The sequence below is a fragment of the Pseudomonas segetis genome (assembly GCF_900188155.1).
GTDB lineage: Bacteria > Pseudomonadota > Gammaproteobacteria > Pseudomonadales > Pseudomonadaceae > Aquipseudomonas > Aquipseudomonas segetis.
This window is the reverse complement of record NZ_FZOG01000001.1, coordinates 1082171-1100385: the sequence shown is the minus strand read 5'-3', so window position 1 is coordinate 1100385 and position 18215 is coordinate 1082171. Positions and strand designations below refer to the sequence as shown.

The following is an 18215-nucleotide window of genomic DNA, read 5'->3' as shown; positions in this document are numbered from 1 at the left end:
TGGGTCTGGTAACGCCTTCGATTCGGCGATCCGCAAAAAAAGCCGGGTACTCTGCCCCATGCGCTCCGGGCTGTCAAAACTTCTTGCCGACTGGCGCCTGATCGGCGATTTCAGGCGGTAAAAATCAGCATTACCAAGGGTTTGGCCTGATCAGCCAGTGCAATTGTCGCCTGCATACTTGATGTACAGACCACTAACTCGCTAGCCTGCGTTTTTCTACTCAGGGAGTGATGCATGCTTAATATCGCAATTGTCGCGGGTTCGAGTCGCAATAACAGTCAATCGGGAAAGGTGGCGCGGTTTCTTCGCAAGCGCCTGATGCAAATGAACCTGACCAGCGAAGCGCAAAGCCAGGTCATCGACCTGGGTCTTGCGCCCCTGCCGCTTTGGCCTGCAGAAGATGATGGTCCCTGGGGACTTTACAGTGAGCAACTCAAGAGTGCTGACGCCGTTATCATCGTCGCCCCCGAGTGGAATGGCATGGCTTGCCCGGCGATAAAGAACTTCTTTATCTACGCCAGCAAAACCGAACTCGCACACAAGCCAGGGTTGCTGGTCGGGGTTTCGTCAGGCATTGGCGGCAGTTCCCCAATCAGTGAACTGCGCGCTTCGAGCTACAAGAACTGCAGGCTATGCTATCTGCCTGAACACTTGATAGTGCGTCATGCCGAGCAGGTTTTGAACATGCCCGAGCCACAGTCCGAAGATGATCAACGCCTACGCGCACGGATTGATTACAATCTCGACATCCTCGGCAAATACGCCCAGGCACTTAAGCCTGTCCGCGAGTCCATCGACATGACCCAGGCAGCATTTACCAACGGAATGTAAGCCGCCTACCTGTAACAACAAGCCATGACAGCCCGGTTAACTCCGGGCTTTTTATTATTCTCAGGTGCCTCCGACACCAGAACAGCTTATTTCGAGACTTGAAAACCATTTTTGCCCGCCCCCGCTGCCCAGACGCAATAAAACCGTCACGCAGGTGAATTTCCTATAAAGAAATAAAGGACCTAGCCGATAGTCCGGTATCAAAGGTTTTCACAAGGGACACTGCATGATGTTCAACCGGCTCTCAATCCAACTCAAAATCACTTTGCTGGCAGGTCTATGCCTGGTTGCGATTGTGACCTTGTTGGTAGGTGCATCACTTTATCAAGCAAAACAGAGTGCCGACCTGGTCAGCTCATCAAGCAGCGAGATGCTTAAAGACAGTGCCGAGCTACGTCTCAAATCGCGCGGGGAACTGCAGGCAATCCGCATCCAGCGCTATTTCATGGACTCCTATCAATACGGCAAGGGGTTTTCCCGGCAGATCTTGTTCCTGCGCGAACAAGCCGAGAAACGCTTCCTTGATGCCTTTGACCTGCGTGAAGACCTTACCCGCCAGGTACGTACAAGCCTTGAAGCCAACCCGGCGATTCTCGGCCTGTACCTGATATTCGAACCCAACGCCCTCGACGGCAAAGACGAGTTGTTCTCCGATCAGGCTGAGTTGGGTAGCAATGAAAAAGGTCGGTTTTCCTTGTACTGGTCGCAGTCCACGCCTGGCCAACTGGAGTCGGAAACCCTGCCAGAGGAAGACCTCAACAAAACCGAGACAGGCCCTAGCGGCGATCCTTATAACGCCTGGTACACCTGCCCGCGCGACACTGCCCAGGCATGCGTGCTGGAGCCTTACTTCGATGATGTGGCAGGCAAGCAAGTATTGATGACCAGCATTGCATTTCCGCTACAAGTCGAGGGCAAAGTAATAGGCGTGGTCGGCCTGGACATCAGCCTCGACAGCCTTCAACAGTTGAGCACCCAGGCCAGCAGCGAGCTTTACGACGGCCAGGCACACGTCAGCATATTCAGCCCGGCAGGCTTGATTGCAGGCCACAGCCTGGACGCCAGCATGCTCAGCAAGTCGCTGGACAAAGCCTTTCCCGAGCAAAGCAACGAAATCCAGGCACTGGTCAGCGCCGGGAAATCAGCCGCGTTGCACCAGGCCGAGATGCTGCGTGTGGTCGAGCCATTCAAGCCGATCCCTGAAGCCAAACCCTGGAGCGTGATGATTCAGGTACCGGAACAGGTTTTGCTGGCCCCTGCCCTTAAACTCCAAGCTCAGCTTGATGAACGCAGCACACAAGACAGCACGGTAGCTCTGCTCATTGGTCTGGTTGCGGCAGTGCTCGGCTTGCTCCTGATGTGGCTGACCGCACGCGGCGTGACACGTCCGATCATTGGTGTATCGACCATGCTCAAGGACATTGCCAGCGGTGAAGGCGATCTGACCAAACGCCTGGCCTACACCAAAGAGGATGAACTCGGCGAGCTTGCAAGCTGGTTCAACCGTTTTCTCGACAAGCTGCAGCCGATCATCGCCGAGGTGAAGCGCAGCGTCGTAGACGCTCGGGCGACCGCTGACCAGTCGGCATCGATTGCCAGCCAGACCAGCGCGGGGATGCAACAGCAGTTCCGTGAAGTCGACCAGGTGGCAACGGCATTCCAGGAAATGAGTGCAACCGCCCACGATGTCGCGCAAAACGCAGCACAAGCCGCCGAGGCGGCGCGCAGTGCCGACCACGCGACCCGCGATGGACTCGGTGTTATCGACAAAACCACCTCATCCATTGAGTTGCTCGCCAATGAGATGAGCGTCGCCATGCAAGAAGTCGAAGGGCTTGCTGCCAGCAGTGACCAGATCGGCTCGGTACTCGAAGTGATTCGCTCTATCGCTGAACAAACCAACCTGTTGGCGCTCAATGCCGCGATTGAAGCGGCCCGTGCCGGTGAAGCAGGCCGTGGCTTTGCCGTGGTTGCCGATGAAGTGCGCAGCCTGGCCAAACGCACCCAGGATTCAGTCGAGGAAATTCGCCAGGTCATCGAAGGCCTTCAAAGCGGCACCCGTGAAGTGGTCAGCACCATGAACAGCAGTCACCGCCAGGCTCAGGGCAGCGTCGAGCAGGTCGAACATGCCGTTGCCGCCCTACAGCGCATCAGTGAGGCAGTCAGCATCATCACCGATATGAACCTGCAGATTGCCAGCGCCGCTGAAGAGCAAAGCTCGGTGGCTGAGGAGATCAATCGCAACGTGGCTTCCATCCGTGATGTCACCGAGTCGATCACCAGCCAGGCCGATGAATCCGCACAGGTCAGCCAGGACCTCAACCGCCTTGCCAACCAGCAACAAAGCCTGATGGATCAATTCCGCGTCTAGGCTGGATGTGGGCGGTTATCCGTACACTACGGATAACCGCATCACTGCAGATCAACAGGCGCAGCGTTTCTTACTTGGCCTTGATCGCCAACCGCCGGGACGGCAACAGGATGCACACGCTCAAGCCGCCCAGTGAGCTTTCCCCCAGGGAAATATCACCCCCCCAGGCATCAACGATATCGCGCACTATCCCCAGCCCTAACCCATGGCCGCTGACTTGTTCATCAAGGCGAATTCCACGGTTGAGTACATCCTCGCGACGTTCGGCATTGATACCTGGACCGTCATCCTCAATGACCAGGCGATAGCCATCGCTGCCCTGGCTTAGCTGCAGCTGCACCTTGGAATCAGCCCATTTACAGGCGTTATCCAGCAGGTTACCCAACAGCTCGAGCAGGTCTTCACGATCCCAGGGCAGGCGCAATCCTGCCGGGGCATTCCAATCAAGCTGTAAACCGCGGTTGTGAATCATCTGCAGGGTGCTGAACAGTCCGGGCAGCTCGGCAGCACAATCAAAATGGGCACCGGGCAATGCCTCGCCAGCAAGCCGGGCTTTATTCAACTCACGGCTCAACCGCTGCTCGATTTGCTCAAGTGCTTCTTCGAGCTTCTTGCGTAGCGCTGGATGGGCTTCAAGCTCGCTGCGCGATGACAGGTTCACCAATACCGCAAGCGGTGTTTTCAATGCGTGACCGAGGTTGCCCAATGCATTGCGTGAGCGGCGCAGCGTTTCTTCGGTATGCGCCAGTAGATGGTTGATTTGCTCGACCAGCGGCTCCAGCTCAATCGGCACCTGGCTGTCCAATTCATTGAGCTGGCCTTGCTGCAATTGGGCAATCTGCTTGCGGGTGTTCTCCAGCGGCCCAAATGCCCGGCGAACGATGCTGCGCTGCAGGATCAGGATCAGCAGCAAGGCGCCGAGCCCAAGTCCAAGGCCTATGACCTGGACATTGCGGACGCTTTTGAGAATGGGCGTGTAATCCTCGGCCACGTAGATGACCAGTTTCTGGCCGAAGCGTTGATAGTCGCCTCGATAGGTCAACAACTGCTGGTCCTGGGGGCCTTGGCTCAAACCTTCCTGCAACCCCGGCTTGTCGCCCGGCTGCAACTCGCTGTCCCACAGGGAACGGGAACGCCAGGTTGTGTCGGCAAAATCAATACGGAAATACAGCCCTGAATAGGGCCGCTTGTACGCCGCGCTCAGGCGTTGCTCGCTCAGTTGGAAACCCTGTGGGCCACGCACCATTGCAACGATCAGCGACTCGGCTTCGTCTTTGAGCCTGACTTCTATCTGCTCGCGCAGGCTGTGCTCGAACACCCACAACAAGGCTTGCGCCAGCAACAAGCCAACAACCACCAGGACCGCGACAAGCCCCAAGCTTAGACGCCGCTGAATGGACTTCAAGCGCTGGCACTACCGAATCGATAGCCTTGGCCACGCCGGGTTTCGATCACTTCCCGGCCGAGCTTACGGCGCAGATGGTTGACATGCACTTCGATCACATTGGAATCGCGCTCGGTTTCACCGTCATATAAATGATCGGCCAAGTGGCTTTTAGAGAGGATTTTGCCCGGGTGCATCATGAAGTAGCGCAACAAGCGAAACTCGGCAGCGGTGAGATCAATCTCGGTGCCCTGGCAGACAACACTTTGCCGCCCTTCATCAAGTTGCAGGCCAGCAGCCTCGAGCTGTGGCTGGTTGGCCAGGCCACGTGCGCGTCGCAACAAAGCCTGAATGCGCAGCTGTAATTCTTCGGGGTGAAAGGGTTTACTCAGGTAGTCGTCTGCACCGGCTTTCAAGCCTGCAATGCGATCAGACCAGGAATCGCGGGCGGTCAGTATCAATACCGGCGTTGCCAATGCGCCGCTGCGCCATTGTTGCAACACCTCAAGGCCTGGCAGGCCGGGCAATCCCAAGTCCAGAATTATCAAGTCATAGGGCTCGCTCGCCCCTTGATAAACCGCATCGCGTCCATCGGCCAGCCAATCCACGGCATAGCCTTGCGCAGTCAGGCTGGCGAGCAATTCATCGGCCAATGGAACATGATCTTCTACCAGCAACAAGCGCATTCAGTCGTCTTCCTCATCCTTCAGGATTCGCCCATCCCGGGCATCCAGTTCCAATTCTCGCACCTGGCCTTGCTGGGTCAGGAGCTCGATTTCATAGACTAGTACATCATCCTCTTCCTCAAGCTCGGCTTCCAGCAAGGTCGCTTGCGGATAACGCTCCATGGCCGGCCGCATCAATTGCTCGAGTGGCTGTATCACGCCTTCACGGCGCAGACGCAAGGCTTCATCCTGATCGAGGTCACGCGCATATGCACCCTGCGACAGGGCCAAAGCAAGCAACCCTGCCAACAGAAAGGTTCTAGCCAGGACTTTCATTAAAAACCTCTGAATTAAAGGTCACGCCGACGGCCGTCCGAGCGGACGCAGGCCCGAAGTGTATTTAATCGTCCTGATGGTTTTTTAGCACTTTGCCAGTAGTCGCATCGAGCTCGACATCCCATTTGATGCCGTCTTTGTCCATGACCTCAAGCTGATAGACGTATTTGCCGTATTCGTGCTCAAGTTCAGTTTCGCTGATGCGGCCACCGGGATGCAGCTTCAACACGCTCTGGTTGAGTGCCTGGAAGTCCTTGATGGTTCCCGCGTCCCGCAATTTAAGCGCTTCATCCGGACCCAGGTCACGGGCGTTGGCGATGCCAGTACAAAGCCCGAGCACGGCGATCATGCTAACAGTGGCAAGGCGTTTCATGGTCGGTCTCCCATAAGGTTACTGTCGATGCTGTGCAGCTTACGCAGCTTGACTTAAACCAACCTGAATTAGCCTACACAAGCCGACAACAAAGGTAGGAAAAGGCCTAAGTTAGAGCCTGTCATTCACCTGCTGAAGTCACTTGGCCTGCGTGCCATACCCTCTATAATCGCTGCCTTGGGTGATGGAGACCAACATGAGCGCGATTATTATCAAAACCCCTGCCCTGACAATCAAAGCAGGGTCACAGGCCATGGCGCGTATTCAAGAACGCGGCTTGCAACCTGCTGATATCAGTATTTTGCCAGGCGCAGCAGGCGGCCCCAAGGCGCTGGGGATTCAAGGACTCGATCTCGCCCTCTTCGGGGAGTGGTTGCCGAAAGCACCCCGCGAGCGCTCGCTGATCGGTGCCTCCATCGGCTCCTGGCGCTTTGCCAGTGCCTGCCTGCCGGATGCTGCGCAAGGTATACGCCGCCTGGGCGAGCTGTACACCTCGCAACGCTTTGCCAAAGGCGTGACCATGGCAGAGATCTCCCACAGCTGCCGGGTCATGCTTGATGAATTGCTTGAAGGCCAGGACACAGCTGTTCTGAACAACCCGCATTACCGGCTCAACATTGTCGTGGTTAAAAGCCACGGCCTGCTCGCCCACGATCACCGCGGCATGCTCGGACTGGGGCTGTCCTCGGTAATCGGCAACAACATGCTGGCACGCTCACGCCTGGCACGCCACTTTGAGCGAGTCATTCTGCATGACGCCAGGCTTGCCCCGCCCCTCCATCCGCTCACCGACTTCCCTTCGCGTTACTTGACCCTTGATGCCGGCAACCTGCGCCACGCGCTATTGGCCTCGGGCTCTATCCCAATGGTGATGGAAGGCGTGCGCAATATTCCAGGAGCAGGTGATGGTACTTATCGCGATGGTGGCTTGCTTGATTACCACCTGGACCTGCCGTACAACGGCGACGATATCGTCTTGTATCCGCACTTCACCGACAAGGTCATCCCGGGCTGGTTCGACAAGACCATGCCCTGGCGTCGCGGCAATAGCGAACGGCTGAAGAATGTGGTGTTGCTGGCCCCCTCCAATGAGTACTTGGCCAACCTGCCCTACGGCAAACTGCCGGACCGTAAAGACTTCACCCGTTTCCTGGGGGACGATGCCAGTCGTGAACGTTACTGGCGCGTCGCCATGCAGGAAAGCCAGCGCCTGGGCGATGAGTTCCTTGAATTGACAGAAACCGGCCGGCTAGGCCACGGGTTGATCCCACTATGAGTCTCAAGATCGTCTGATAAGCCTTTGATTAACCCTGAATCAAGCCCACTTGATTGGGCAATAAAAAACAAAAAATCTCGCGTTTTATTGCCGCCGATCAGTGCAAACACATTTTTAATGCAAAAATCCATCTTTTTTCGAACTGATATGTGACTTCCGGGTCAACACCGGTCATCAACACTGTGAAGAGTCAGTAAAGACGCGCTCTTGCTGGCTTTCACATTTTTGGGACTAACTAGGAGTCACTGACCCAATGGACGCACAATTGCGTTGCAACGAAGCACTACTGATTGTCGACCGCGCCTTCCAACCGTTCCACTGTGTGGCCTGGTCGCCACAAAACGGCTCCGACGAGCTGACACTGACTGTCCTCGACCACACCAGCACGCGCCTCCTGGGCCGTACCAAGCTGTCGAGCAGCACATACAGCAACCCTGAGCTACTGGCCAAGGTGCTTACAGAATCTCGTGAAGAGTTGAGCCGCAAAGGTTTCAACCTCGCACCTTGGAGCATGCCGGCTTAATTTTCCGCCTGCTTATCAGGCTACCGCTGCGCCGCTCAGCAATCCTTGAGCGCAGCGGTGCCTGAATGTTTGCCTGCTTCTGCCGGGAAGACCTGTTCTACATCAAGATATTTGGCAATATCTGTGGGATTACTGTCCTTGTTGCCATACAACCCTTGAGCGCACACTGTATCCATCGCTCATCGAGTCAATCTTGATCGGAACGCCCCATGGATGCGCTTAAAACAATTGCCTGCCTGATTTATCCCGACTTCATGAGCCTTGATGCAATAGGCCCATTGCAGGTCTTTGCCTCTGCCAACGTCGAACGCCAGCGCCAGGGTTTGCCTGCCTATTACCGAACCCTGCTGCTGGCTGAGCAGGCAGGTCCAATCCGCACATCCGCCGGTATCGAGGTTATTGCCGCGCAGGCACTGGATGAAATCCAGGCCAGTGAAATCGACACACTGCTGATTCCTGGTGGCATTGGCGAGCACCAGCAAGTGTGCAACCAGCGGTTACTGGACTGGTTGCGCTCGGCCGAACCACAGATCCGTAGGCTCGGCTCAGTTTGCTCCGGCGCGTTGATCCTGGCTGCCAGCGGCCTGCTTGATGGCCGTCGCGCCACTACCCACTGGGCAGACGTGGAGACCTTGCGTCGTGATCATCCGAATATCGAAGTGCTCGCTGACCAGTTGCATACCTATGACGCCCATGACACACAAGGCAATGCCCATCTGTTCACCTCGGCGGGCGTGACGGCGGGAATAGACCTTGCGCTGGCCTTGATCGAAGCGGATTTGGGCCGGGTAATCGCCTTGGCCGTTGCCCGTCGCCTGGTGATGTTTCTGCGCCGCCCTGGTGGTCAAGCACAATTCAGCGCCCTGCTCAGCCCGGAGCCAAGCCGGACACCGCGCTTGGCGGCGCTGCTTGATTGGATTCCAACCCGAATCGGTGAAGACTTGAGCCTTGAGGTTTTGGCCGCGCAAGCCTGCATGACGCCACGAACCCTGTCACGGGTGTTTATCCAGGAACTTGGCGTTGGCCCCGGCAAATACGTCGAGAAGGTCCGCCTGGAAGCCGCCCGCAATTTACTGCAGGACGCACAGGCCTCAATCAGTACCGTGTCCAGGCTCACCGGATTTGGTCACCCGGAAAACCTGCGCCGTACTTTCCAGAAGCATTTGTCAGTAAGCCCGCAGGAATATGCGCAGCGCTTTACCTGACTAGCTTGTCTTGGACACTCAGTGTCCGACCAATCCCTTGCTGATCCACCACTGATACTTCACAACCCTGAGGTAAGGACTTTTCATGCTCGAATTACGCCCAGACTGCGAATGCTGTAACCGTGATTTGCCCGGGGACAGCGATAGTGCATTTATCTGTTCCTACGAATGCACATTCTGTCAAAACTGTGCCACTGAGCGTTTACAACTTAAATGCCCCAACTGCTCGGGTGAACTGGTGCCACGCCCGCGCCGGGCGCTTGAAACGCAGCCGCAATCGCCCCCTGAACCCGAGCGTCCAAACACAAGGCCAGCCCAGGAGGATCACTGATATGGCATTGATCACTCAAGCAACGATTGGCCGGTTATTCATTTGCCAGGCCCTGTATTGGTGCTGCTCCATGATTGGCATCACCTTGACCGCCTTGATCGGCCTACAGCTCGCGCCATTGAACATTCTCGCCACCCTGCCACTGGCGCTACTGGTGCTGGGTAACCTGTTGGCGGTTCAGCCACTGTCGTTGTACATGCAACGTCATGGTAGGCGCGCAGGCTTACTGTTGGGTGCTGGTAGTGGCGTGCTCGGCGGCTTGATCAGCGCATGGGGCGTGTGGCTGGGAGACTTCAGCATTCTGTGCCTGGGAGCCCTGCCTATTGGTGCCTACCAGGCTTCGGCAATGTATTACCGCTTTGCCGCACTAGAAGCAGTACCCGAGTCAGCCAGAGGACGCGCCAGCGCCTATGTGATCGGTGGTGGCGTGATAGCCGCGTTGATTGCGCCCAGCCTGGCGCTTTGGTCGAAAAATGCATTGGACACACCTTTTACCGGTGCCTATCTGATGATGGCCGCCTTGGCCCTGGTTGCTGCTGGCGTACTCAGCCAATTGCCACAAGGCGCCATACCGACTGCAAGCACCGGCGGCTGGGCAGTCATGCGTGAGCTGTTGGGTCGTCCGGTGGTGCGTGCCGCTATCGCCACGACTGCCATTGGCCACGGCCTGATGATTCTGGTCATGAACGCCACACCACTGGCAATGCGCGACTGCGGTCTGTCCCTGGAAACCAGTGCACGGGTTATGCAATGGCACATGCTTGGTATGTTTCTGCCAGCATTTGTCGCCGGGCGTTTGGTCGATACGCTGGGTAGTCGGCGCGTTGCCGTGATCGGCAGCGGCGTGTTGTTAGTCAGTGCGTCTATTGCCATGAGCGGTATAGCCCGCAACCAGTTCTTGATCAGCTCGTTCTTGCTTGGACTGGGCTGGAACCTGATGTTGATCGCTGGAACCACTTTGCTCGCCCAGGGGCATACACCGGCTGAGCGGGGTCATGCTCAAGGTTTGATGGAGTTGAGCAACGGTTCGGTAGCAGCGAGCGCTTCATTTGCCTCTGGTGCATTGATCAGCGCAATTGGCTGGAATGCCGTCAATATCAGCATTTTGCCGCTGATCGTCATTGTGCTTTTTATGCTGATCCCTGGTAAGCGCACGCAACTGGCCTAAGCCGTTAGGCACCCACAACAAAGGCGCCATCAAGGCGCCTTTGTTCACTGCAATCGCTGCTTAGTAGTAAGCATTTTCCTTGTTGCTGTGATCGGTCACGTCACGAACGCCCTTGAGCTCAGGGATACGCTCAAGCAGGGTCTTCTCGATACCTTCCTTGAGCGTCAGGTCAGCCTGGCCACAACCTTGGCAACCACCGCCAAATTGCAGCACGGCAATTCCTTCGTCAACCACATCAATCAGGCTGACTTGGCCACCGTGGCTGGCCAGGCCCGGATTGATCTCGGTTTGCAGATAATAGTTGATGCGCTCATTGATCGGGCTGTCTTCATTGACCATCGGCACCTTGGCGTTGGGTGCCTTGATTGTCAGTTGGCCGCCCATGCGGTCAGTAGCGTAATCAACCACGGCATCTTCCAGAAACGGCTCACTTACTGCATCAATCCAGGCAGTAAAGCTGGCCAGGCCTAGCGCTGTGTCTTCTGGTTTCTGCTCACCCGGCTTACAATAGGCAATGCAGGTTTCGGCATACTGGGTGCCAGGCTGGGTAATAAATACGCGGATGCCGATGCCCGCTGTGTCCTGCTTGCTCAGCAAATCAGCTAGATAATCGTGGGCAGCGTCGGTAATAGTGATAGTGCTCATGGCAACTCCTCGCAAACATGGGTGCAGTGTACGCCAACAGGCACCATTTGATAAAGCCCGAGCATTTTTGTCGGATTAAATCCAGCTGTAACAACCCAGTCCTCCAGCCGTCCAGTCTTTATCACCACACTGGCTTAGCGGAGACACCCACCGATGAAAAAATCCTGGCAATTCTGGCCCGTCGTTTTGCTCCTGGGTTGCGCAATGGCCCAAGGCTCGGTGCAGACGCTGACCAGCGGCGAACAACCCACCAGCGTGCTGGAACTCTATACCTCCCAAGGTTGCAGCTCTTGCCCACCTGCCGAGAAATGGCTGTCATCCCTGGTCCAGTATCCTGATTTATGGACAAAGCTCATTCCTCTGGCCTTCCATGTCGACTACTGGGACTACCTGGGCTGGCAAGACCCCTTTGCCAACCAGAGCTATAGCGCCCGACAACGGGCCTATACGCGAACCGGGGGCACCCAGTCGGTCTATACACCTGGTTTCGTTGTTGCCGGTCATGAATGGCGTGGCTGGTTTCAACATCAACCACTCACCCTACCCGAACAGCAAGAAGCCGTTGGCAAATTACAACTAAGCCTTGATGACGATGACCTCAAAGTAGAATTCGAGCCTCGAAAAACGCCGCCCAAGGGGCTCCTCCTCTATGTCGCCCGCCTTGGATTTGGCATAGACACACAGATAACCAAAGGCGAGAACGCGGGCAAAACCATCAAGCACGACTTTGTCGTCCTGAGCCTGCAACAGGTCAGCGCAACCCGCGACAACCACTGGCGCACCAAGCTGCATAAGGATCCGCGCGGCGAGCGCCAGGCCGTGGTTGCCTGGCTGGGCGCACCAGGCGACCCAACGCCTTATCAAGCCGTGGGTGGCTGGATCAGCCCATAAGGCTCCATAGCCGCGCAGAGCGCCTGCGCGGCCATGATGACTCAGAGGTTCTCGTAGCGGTTCATGTCCAGCACACCCGTCTGTACTGGGTCAGTTTCCTCGATATAACGGGTCAGGTCATGGAAGTAGCGCCAGAAGTCCGGATGGGTCCGGCGAACGCCCCAATGGTCAACCACCTTTTCGAATGCCTCGGCATCCTTGGCCTGCTCAAGGGCGCTGACAAAGTCCGGCACCTCTTGCGCCGGTACGTTGAAGATAAAATTCGGGTAGCTGCTCATGATCCCTGGGTAGATGGTCAGGGTATCCAGCCCTGGCTCATAGCGCAGCCCTTCGCCCGCGATAAAGGCAACGTTGCTGTGCATGCGGTTGCGCAAAATGCTGTAGATATTGCGTTTGCCACCGGGCTCCTCCACCCGCAGCATTGTCGCTTCAGGTAACTGATGGATCACCTTTAGACCAGCCGCGGGCTTATTCACCAAACGGCTCAATGCTTGCTCGGCATGTTGCATCTGCGGATCGGAACTTGCCTGGTAGCAATGGCCGTCCAGGCAGCGGTTGATAGGGTCTGGCGCGACGTTCAGATCACCTGAACGCATCAGCAGTTGCTCTGCAAAATCACGCTTGGGATGCTTGGGATCAAGCGAAAGCGCGGTCTTGGTATCGGTGTCGATACCCTCGTAGTAGTTTAACCAGAGCTTCAGACGACCACTGTTGCGGTACCAGTCCTTCAATATCCCTTCGCGTGAGTCCGCCGGCATCAAGCGTAGAAAGTTCTGCTCGGCGCCGTTACGGATCAAATCAAAGTACAGCCGTGTTTGCGCCTGATGCGAGACATTGCCGAACACATCAAAATTGACCACCAGTTGATAGTAGGTGCGCTCCAGCAGTGGATAATCCATCCACCAGATGGTTTGCGGAATGCCACCAATCAGGCCTCGGCGTACCGTCGCACTGTCAAACTGACGAAAGATCGACAGCAGGGATTGATCATTTCCCGACCAGATATTGGACCAACTCGGTAGCGGCGCATCTTCATAACGATCTCGACGCAGCTCTTCATACTCATTGCGCTTGTCATGATAGTCATCCCACATGCCGACCAGGCTACCGATGTCATCGAACTGGCCAGGCATCGCCAGCAAGGGAGTCGCCTCTGCGCGATATTCCGGATCGGTGATGTACAGGTCGTGCTTGGGGTCCTGGAAGAACGTCCAGAAATTATCACGTATCACATCAGTGGCAATTTGACCTCGACAAACCGGGCCACGAATAAAGGTACGGACAAAGTACTCGGCATCATCGAGCATGAATTGATAACGGGCCTCGGCCGGGATCGCCTTGTAGGTCTCGAACGGATTGGCCCTGCGCTGTGCACCGTAGCCAGGTATCGCATCGGCCGTCCAGGATGAGTCAAGGAACATCGACTTGATATGCGCCATTTTCTTGCGACTCAACGCATAGGTAATATGAGTCTTGTGCACAATGACATCAGGCACCATCGCTATGCGGTAATAAAAGTCAGTGCCTGGATCTTCGTTGGGACGGCGGGTGGCGATTGGATCAATCGGTTTTCCGCTCGGAGTCCGTGAGCGCACCAATTGGAAAAAATGCCGGGTTTTGCCATCGTCAAAATACAAATGCGCAAGGAACAGGTGTTCGTAAAGCCAGCGCGAAACCAGTTCTTCACGCGCACCATGCTGGTTGAAGAACGCTTCCCATTCCTGCACCTGGGCTATTTCAGCTGGCGTGGCAACAGGCACTGACTTATCGACAGGCGCCCCACTGGCGAGCCAGCGTTGCAGGGTTTGGTAGTCTTCAGCTGTAAGGCCCGTCACCGCGAATGGCATGCCGACAGCGGGATTTTTTGCGGCAAACTTGTCGAAATCACCAGGCAAGGTGCATTGATTGACTCTGTTGATGCCAAGGTCAAGTTTTTCAGGCAGCTTGCTATTGGGGGCAAAGCTATTGTTGTCGTGCCCGAGCTTGAGCATGCGCGACATTAATGCAGCCTGGCTGCCTTGCTGGTCGAGTACCGAATTGAAGCCCTTGTTACGCCACTCGGTCACGGTATGGGCGTCGTAGAACAAACGCGTAGGGTCCTGGGCTTTTTTACGCGAGCCATCATATACAGGAGACTGACTGGCACCACGCTCTGCCCCTTCACCACTTTCAAGCTTGAGCTGGCAAGGTGCGTCATAGCAGGCATGGCAAGCAACGCAGTTTTTAGTGAAGATCGGCTGAATGTCTTTGCTGTAAGAAATTTGTTCGGCCGCCAGCAACGGGCTGGCCAAGGCAAAACATGCCGAGATAAATGAACGATACTGCATCACCACATCCTTATAGAGCGTTGCGGCGATTTTAGCCTCCAGCACTATTACGTGGCTATCGTCATCATCATGAATCAAATTCATGTTTATCCGCACGCGCTGCAAAAGCGTGCAGCTTTGCTATTATCGCGCCCTTCTGTATCCCGTAATTCTTAGGTATTCGTGTCCATGTCTTTGTCAGATCGTAGCGCCCGCACACTCGCTCTCCAGCAAGCCCTCAAGGATCGCATCCTGATCCTGGACGGCGGTATGGGCACCATGATCCAAAGCTACAAGCTCGAAGAACAAGATTATCGTGGCGAGCGTTTTGCCGACTGGCCGAGCGATGTCAAAGGCAACAACGACCTGCTTATCCTGAGCCGTCCTGACGTTATTGGTGCCATCGAGAAAGCCTATCTCGACGCAGGCGCCGACATTCTCGAAACCAACACCTTCAATGCCACCCGTGTATCGCAAGCCGATTACGGCATGGAGGCGTTAGCCTACGAGCTCAACGTCGAAGGGGCTCGTCTGGCGCGCCAGGTGGCCGATGCCAAGACCGCCGAGACACCAGATCGCCCAAGATTCGTTGCCGGGGTTCTCGGCCCGACCAGCCGTACCTGCTCGATTTCCCCAGACGTCAACAACCCAGGTTATCGCAACGTTACCTTCGATGTGCTGGTTGAAAACTACACCGAAGCCACCCGTGGCTTGATCGAAGGCGGCGCGGACCTGATCTTGATCGAAACCATCTTCGACACGCTCAACGCCAAAGCCGCCATCTTCGCGGTGCAGCAGGTGTATGAAGACCTGGGCGTTGAATTGCCGATCATGATCTCCGGCACCATTACTGATGCCTCAGGCCGCACCCTGTCTGGCCAAACCACTGAAGCCTTCTGGAACTCCGTGCGCCATGCCAAGCCCATTTCGGTGGGCCTGAACTGCGCCTTGGGAGCCAAGGACCTGCGCCCCTATCTGGAAGAGCTCTCCAACAAGGCTGAAACCCACGTTTCTGCCCACCCCAACGCGGGCTTGCCTAACGCTTTCGGTGAATACGACGAAACACCAGCTGAAATGGCTGCGGTGGTTGAAGAGTTTGCAGCTTCTGGCTTCTTGAACATCGTCGGCGGCTGCTGCGGTACCACGCCCGGGCATATCCAGGCGATTGCAGAAGCCGTCGCTAAATATGCACCACGCGCCCTCCCGGACATTCCCAAGGCCTGCCGCCTGTCTGGCCTTGAGCCCTTCACCATCGATCGCAACTCGCTGTTCGTCAACGTTGGCGAGCGCACCAATATCACCGGCTCGGCCAAGTTTGCCCGCCTGATTCGCGAAGACAACTACACCGAAGCACTCGAAGTCGCCCTGCAACAGGTCGAAGCCGGCGCCCAGGTGATTGATATCAACATGGACGAAGGCATGCTTGATTCAAAGCTTGCCATGGTCACCTTTCTCAACCTGATTGCCGGTGAGCCGGATATTTCGCGCGTACCTATCATGATCGACTCCTCCAAATGGGAGGTAATCGAAGCAGGCCTCAAGTGCATCCAGGGCAAAGGCATCGTTAACTCGATATCGATGAAAGAAGGTGTTGAGCAGTTCAAGCACCACGCCAAGCTGTGCAAGCGCTACGGCGCGGCCGTTGTGGTCATGGCCTTCGACGAAGATGGCCAGGCCGACACCCAGGCGCGCAAAGAAGAAATCTGCAAGCGCTCCTACGACATTCTGGTCGATGAAGTTGGCTTTCCGCCGGAAGACATTATCTTCGATCCGAATATTTTCGCCATTGCCACCGGCATTGAAGAACACAACAACTACGCTGTCGACTTTATCAATGCCTGTGCCTACATCCGCGACAACCTGCCCTATGCCCTGACTTCGGGCGGGGTATCCAATGTGTCGTTCTCATTCCGTGGCAACAACCCGGTGCGTGAAGCCATTCACTCGGTGTTCTTGTATTACGCGATCAAGAACGGCCTGAGCATGGGCATTGTCAACGCCGGGCAACTGGAGATCTACGACCAGATCCCGACCGAGTTGCGTGACGCCGTGGAAGATGTGGTGCTCAACCGCACGACCAATGGCACCGATGCCCTGCTTGCCCTGGCCGATCAATACAAGGGCGACGGCAGCGTTAAAGAAGCCGAGACCGAAGAGTGGCGTGGCCTTGCCGTGCAGCAGCGTCTTGAACATGCGCTGGTCAAGGGCATCACCGCGTTTATCGTTGAAGACACCGAGGAATTCCGCCAACAATGCGCCCGTCCGATCGAGGTGATCGAAGGTCCATTGATGAGCGGGATGAACATAGTCGGCGACCTGTTCGGCTCCGGCAAAATGTTCCTGCCGCAAGTGGTCAAGTCTGCACGCGTGATGAAGCAAGCCGTGGCCCACCTGATTCCGTTTATCGAAGCGGAAAAAGGCGACAAGCCGGAAGCCAAGGGCAAGATCCTGATGGCAACGGTCAAGGGCGACGTCCACGACATCGGCAAGAATATCGTTGGAGTGGTGCTCGGCTGTAACGGCTATGACATCGTCGACCTTGGCGTGATGGTGCCCGCCGAGAAAATCCTGCAAACCGCCATCGCCGAAAAGTGCGACATCATCGGCTTGTCCGGCTTGATCACGCCATCGCTCGATGAAATGGTCCACGTCGCCCGCGAAATGCAGCGCCAGGGCTTTACCCTGCCACTGATGATCGGCGGTGCGACCACATCCAAAGCCCATACTGCGGTGAAGATCGAACCCAAGTACCAGAATGATGCCGTGGTCTATGTGGCCGACGCCTCGCGCGCCGTGGGCGTTGCGACCCAGTTGCTGTCCAAAGAACTAAAGACCGCATTCGTTCAAAATACCCGTGAAGATTACGCCGTGGTTCGTGAGCGCACAGCCAATCGCAGCGCCCGCACCGAGCGCCTGAGCTACAGCGAAGCCATCGCCAGGAAGCCACAATTCGACTGGGCCAGCTATCAACCGACAGTGCCGACGTTCACCGGCGTCAAGGTTTTGGAAGATATCGACCTGGCGGTGCTGGCTGAGTTTATCGACTGGACGCCGTTCTTCATTTCCTGGGATCTGGCGGGCAAATACCCGCGCATTCTCACCGATGAAGTCGTCGGCGAGGCCGCCACTGCGCTCTTTGCCGATGCCCAGGAAATGCTCAAGAAACTGATCGATGAAAAACTGATCAGCGCCCGCGCCGTACTCGGCTTCTGGCCAGCCAGCCAGGTGCAAGACGACGACCTGGAGATTTATGGCGATGATGGCCAACCGCTGGCCAAGCTGCATCACCTGCGCCAGCAGACCATCAAGCCTGACGACAAGCCCAACCTTTCACTTGCCGACTTTGTTGCTCCCAAAGAGTCCGGCGTGCAGGACTATATCGGTGGATTTATCACCACGGCGGGAATTGGCGCAGAAGAAGTGGCCAAGGCCTACCAGGATAAAGGCGACGACTACAACTCGATCATGGTCAAGGCGCTGGCTGATCGACTGGCCGAGGCCTGCGCAGAATGGCTGCACCAGCAAGTGCGTAAAAACTACTGGGGCTACGACCCAGAAGAGCAGTTGAGCAATGAAGAACTGATCAAGGAAGCCTACAAAGGCATCCGCCCTGCTCCAGGTTATCCGGCCTGCCCCGACCATACCGAGAAAGGCACCCTGTTTGACCTGCTCAATGATAACCAGCAGAGCGGCGTGTTCCTCACCGAACACTATGCCATGTTCCCTGCGGCCTCCGTCAGCGGCTGGTATTTTGCCCACCCACAAGCGCAGTACTTTGCTGTCGGCAAGATTGATAAAGACCAGGTCGAAAGCTACACCGCACGCAAACAACAAGACCTGCGCACAACCGAGCGCTGGCTTGCCCCAAACCTGGGTTATGACGACTAGGTTTGACTGCACCTCAGCACAA

14 protein-coding genes and 2 pseudogenes are annotated in these 18215 nt (G+C 56.3%); 10 read left to right on the top strand and 6 right to left on the bottom strand.

Going from position 1 to position 18215, the window contains the following annotated elements; translation table 11 throughout:
• The first annotated feature begins 234 nt into the window (after nucleotides 1-234).
• The 3 genes and pseudogenes from CHB79_RS05080 to CHB79_RS22365 form a co-directional block, all read left to right on the top strand.
• Nucleotides 235-831, top strand: a complete 597-nt coding sequence (locus tag CHB79_RS05080; RefSeq protein WP_089359069.1) for an NADPH-dependent FMN reductase — start codon at nucleotides 235-237, stop codon at nucleotides 829-831.
• A gap of 226 nt (nucleotides 832-1057) precedes the next feature.
• Nucleotides 1058-2296, top strand: a pseudogene (locus CHB79_RS22370) (PDC sensor domain-containing protein); the annotation flags it as partial.
• A 390-nt stretch (nucleotides 2297-2686) separates the two neighbouring features.
• A pseudogene (locus tag CHB79_RS22365) lies at nucleotides 2687-3202 on the top strand (methyl-accepting chemotaxis protein); the annotation flags it as partial.
• Between the two features lie 70 nt (nucleotides 3203-3272).
• Here the strand turns inward: CHB79_RS22365 and CHB79_RS05070 are convergent.
• From CHB79_RS05070 to CHB79_RS05055, 4 genes are all read right to left on the bottom strand, one after another.
• The gene (locus tag CHB79_RS05070) at nucleotides 3273-4607 is read right to left on the bottom strand and encodes a sensor histidine kinase (RefSeq protein ID WP_089359067.1); all 1335 of its coding nucleotides are present in this window, start codon (nucleotides 4605-4607) and stop codon (nucleotides 3273-3275) included.
• Nucleotides 4604-5272, bottom strand: a complete 669-nt coding sequence (locus CHB79_RS05065; protein ID WP_010483884.1) for a response regulator transcription factor — start codon at nucleotides 5270-5272, stop codon at nucleotides 4604-4606. The genes CHB79_RS05070 and CHB79_RS05065 overlap by 4 nt, the downstream gene beginning before the upstream one ends.
• Nucleotides 5273-5587: a PepSY domain-containing protein gene (locus CHB79_RS05060; protein WP_010483882.1), complete on the bottom strand. Its 315-nt coding sequence runs from the start codon at nucleotides 5585-5587 to the stop codon at nucleotides 5273-5275.
• 64 nt (nucleotides 5588-5651) lie between these two features.
• Nucleotides 5652-5960 (bottom strand): PepSY domain-containing protein, encoded by a 309-nt coding sequence (locus CHB79_RS05055; RefSeq protein ID WP_010483880.1) that lies wholly within the window; start codon nucleotides 5958-5960, stop codon nucleotides 5652-5654.
• Nucleotides 5961-6156: 196 nt separating this feature from the next.
• Here CHB79_RS05055 and CHB79_RS05050 point away from each other — a divergent pair, with 196 nt between their 5' ends.
• From CHB79_RS05050 to CHB79_RS05030, 5 genes are all read left to right on the top strand, one after another.
• Entirely contained in the window at nucleotides 6157-7236 is a 1080-nt protein-coding gene (locus tag CHB79_RS05050) for a patatin-like phospholipase family protein (RefSeq protein ID WP_089359066.1), read from the top strand.
• A gap of 253 nt (nucleotides 7237-7489) precedes the next feature.
• On the top strand, nucleotides 7490-7759 hold the full coding sequence (locus tag CHB79_RS05045) for a hypothetical protein (RefSeq protein ID WP_010483876.1): 270 nt from the start codon (nucleotides 7490-7492) through the stop codon (nucleotides 7757-7759).
• Nucleotides 7760-7968: 209 nt separating this feature from the next.
• Nucleotides 7969-8964 (top strand): GlxA family transcriptional regulator, encoded by a 996-nt coding sequence (locus tag CHB79_RS05040; RefSeq protein ID WP_010483874.1) that lies wholly within the window; start codon nucleotides 7969-7971, stop codon nucleotides 8962-8964.
• Between the two features lie 85 nt (nucleotides 8965-9049).
• Nucleotides 9050-9295 (top strand): DUF1272 domain-containing protein, encoded by a 246-nt coding sequence (locus CHB79_RS05035; protein WP_010483872.1) that lies wholly within the window; start codon nucleotides 9050-9052, stop codon nucleotides 9293-9295.
• A gap of 1 nt (nucleotide 9296) precedes the next feature.
• Nucleotides 9297-10463: an MFS transporter gene (locus CHB79_RS05030; protein WP_089359065.1), complete on the top strand. Its 1167-nt coding sequence runs from the start codon at nucleotides 9297-9299 to the stop codon at nucleotides 10461-10463.
• 60 nt (nucleotides 10464-10523) lie between these two features.
• Here the strand turns inward: CHB79_RS05030 and nfuA are convergent, their stop codons facing one another.
• Nucleotides 10524-11108 (bottom strand): Fe-S biogenesis protein NfuA, encoded by a 585-nt coding sequence (nfuA, locus tag CHB79_RS05025; protein ID WP_010483868.1) that lies wholly within the window; start codon nucleotides 11106-11108, stop codon nucleotides 10524-10526.
• Between the two features lie 153 nt (nucleotides 11109-11261).
• On the opposite strand from nfuA, the gene CHB79_RS05020 reads away from it, so the two are divergent.
• On the top strand, nucleotides 11262-11999 hold the full coding sequence (locus CHB79_RS05020; RefSeq protein ID WP_089359064.1) for a DUF1223 domain-containing protein: 738 nt from the start codon (nucleotides 11262-11264) through the stop codon (nucleotides 11997-11999).
• A 41-nt stretch (nucleotides 12000-12040) separates the two neighbouring features.
• Here the strand turns inward: CHB79_RS05020 and CHB79_RS05015 are convergent, their stop codons facing one another.
• Nucleotides 12041-14326 carry a fatty acid cis/trans isomerase gene (locus tag CHB79_RS05015; protein WP_089359209.1) on the bottom strand — a complete coding sequence of 762 codons (2286 nt, stop codon included), beginning with the start codon at nucleotides 14324-14326 and terminating at the stop codon, nucleotides 12041-12043.
• 162 nt (nucleotides 14327-14488) lie between these two features.
• Here CHB79_RS05015 and metH point away from each other — a divergent pair, with 162 nt between their 5' ends.
• Nucleotides 14489-18193 (top strand): methionine synthase, encoded by a 3705-nt coding sequence (metH, locus tag CHB79_RS05010; RefSeq protein ID WP_089359063.1) that lies wholly within the window; start codon nucleotides 14489-14491, stop codon nucleotides 18191-18193.
• The last annotated feature ends 22 nt before the right edge of the window (nucleotides 18194-18215 follow it).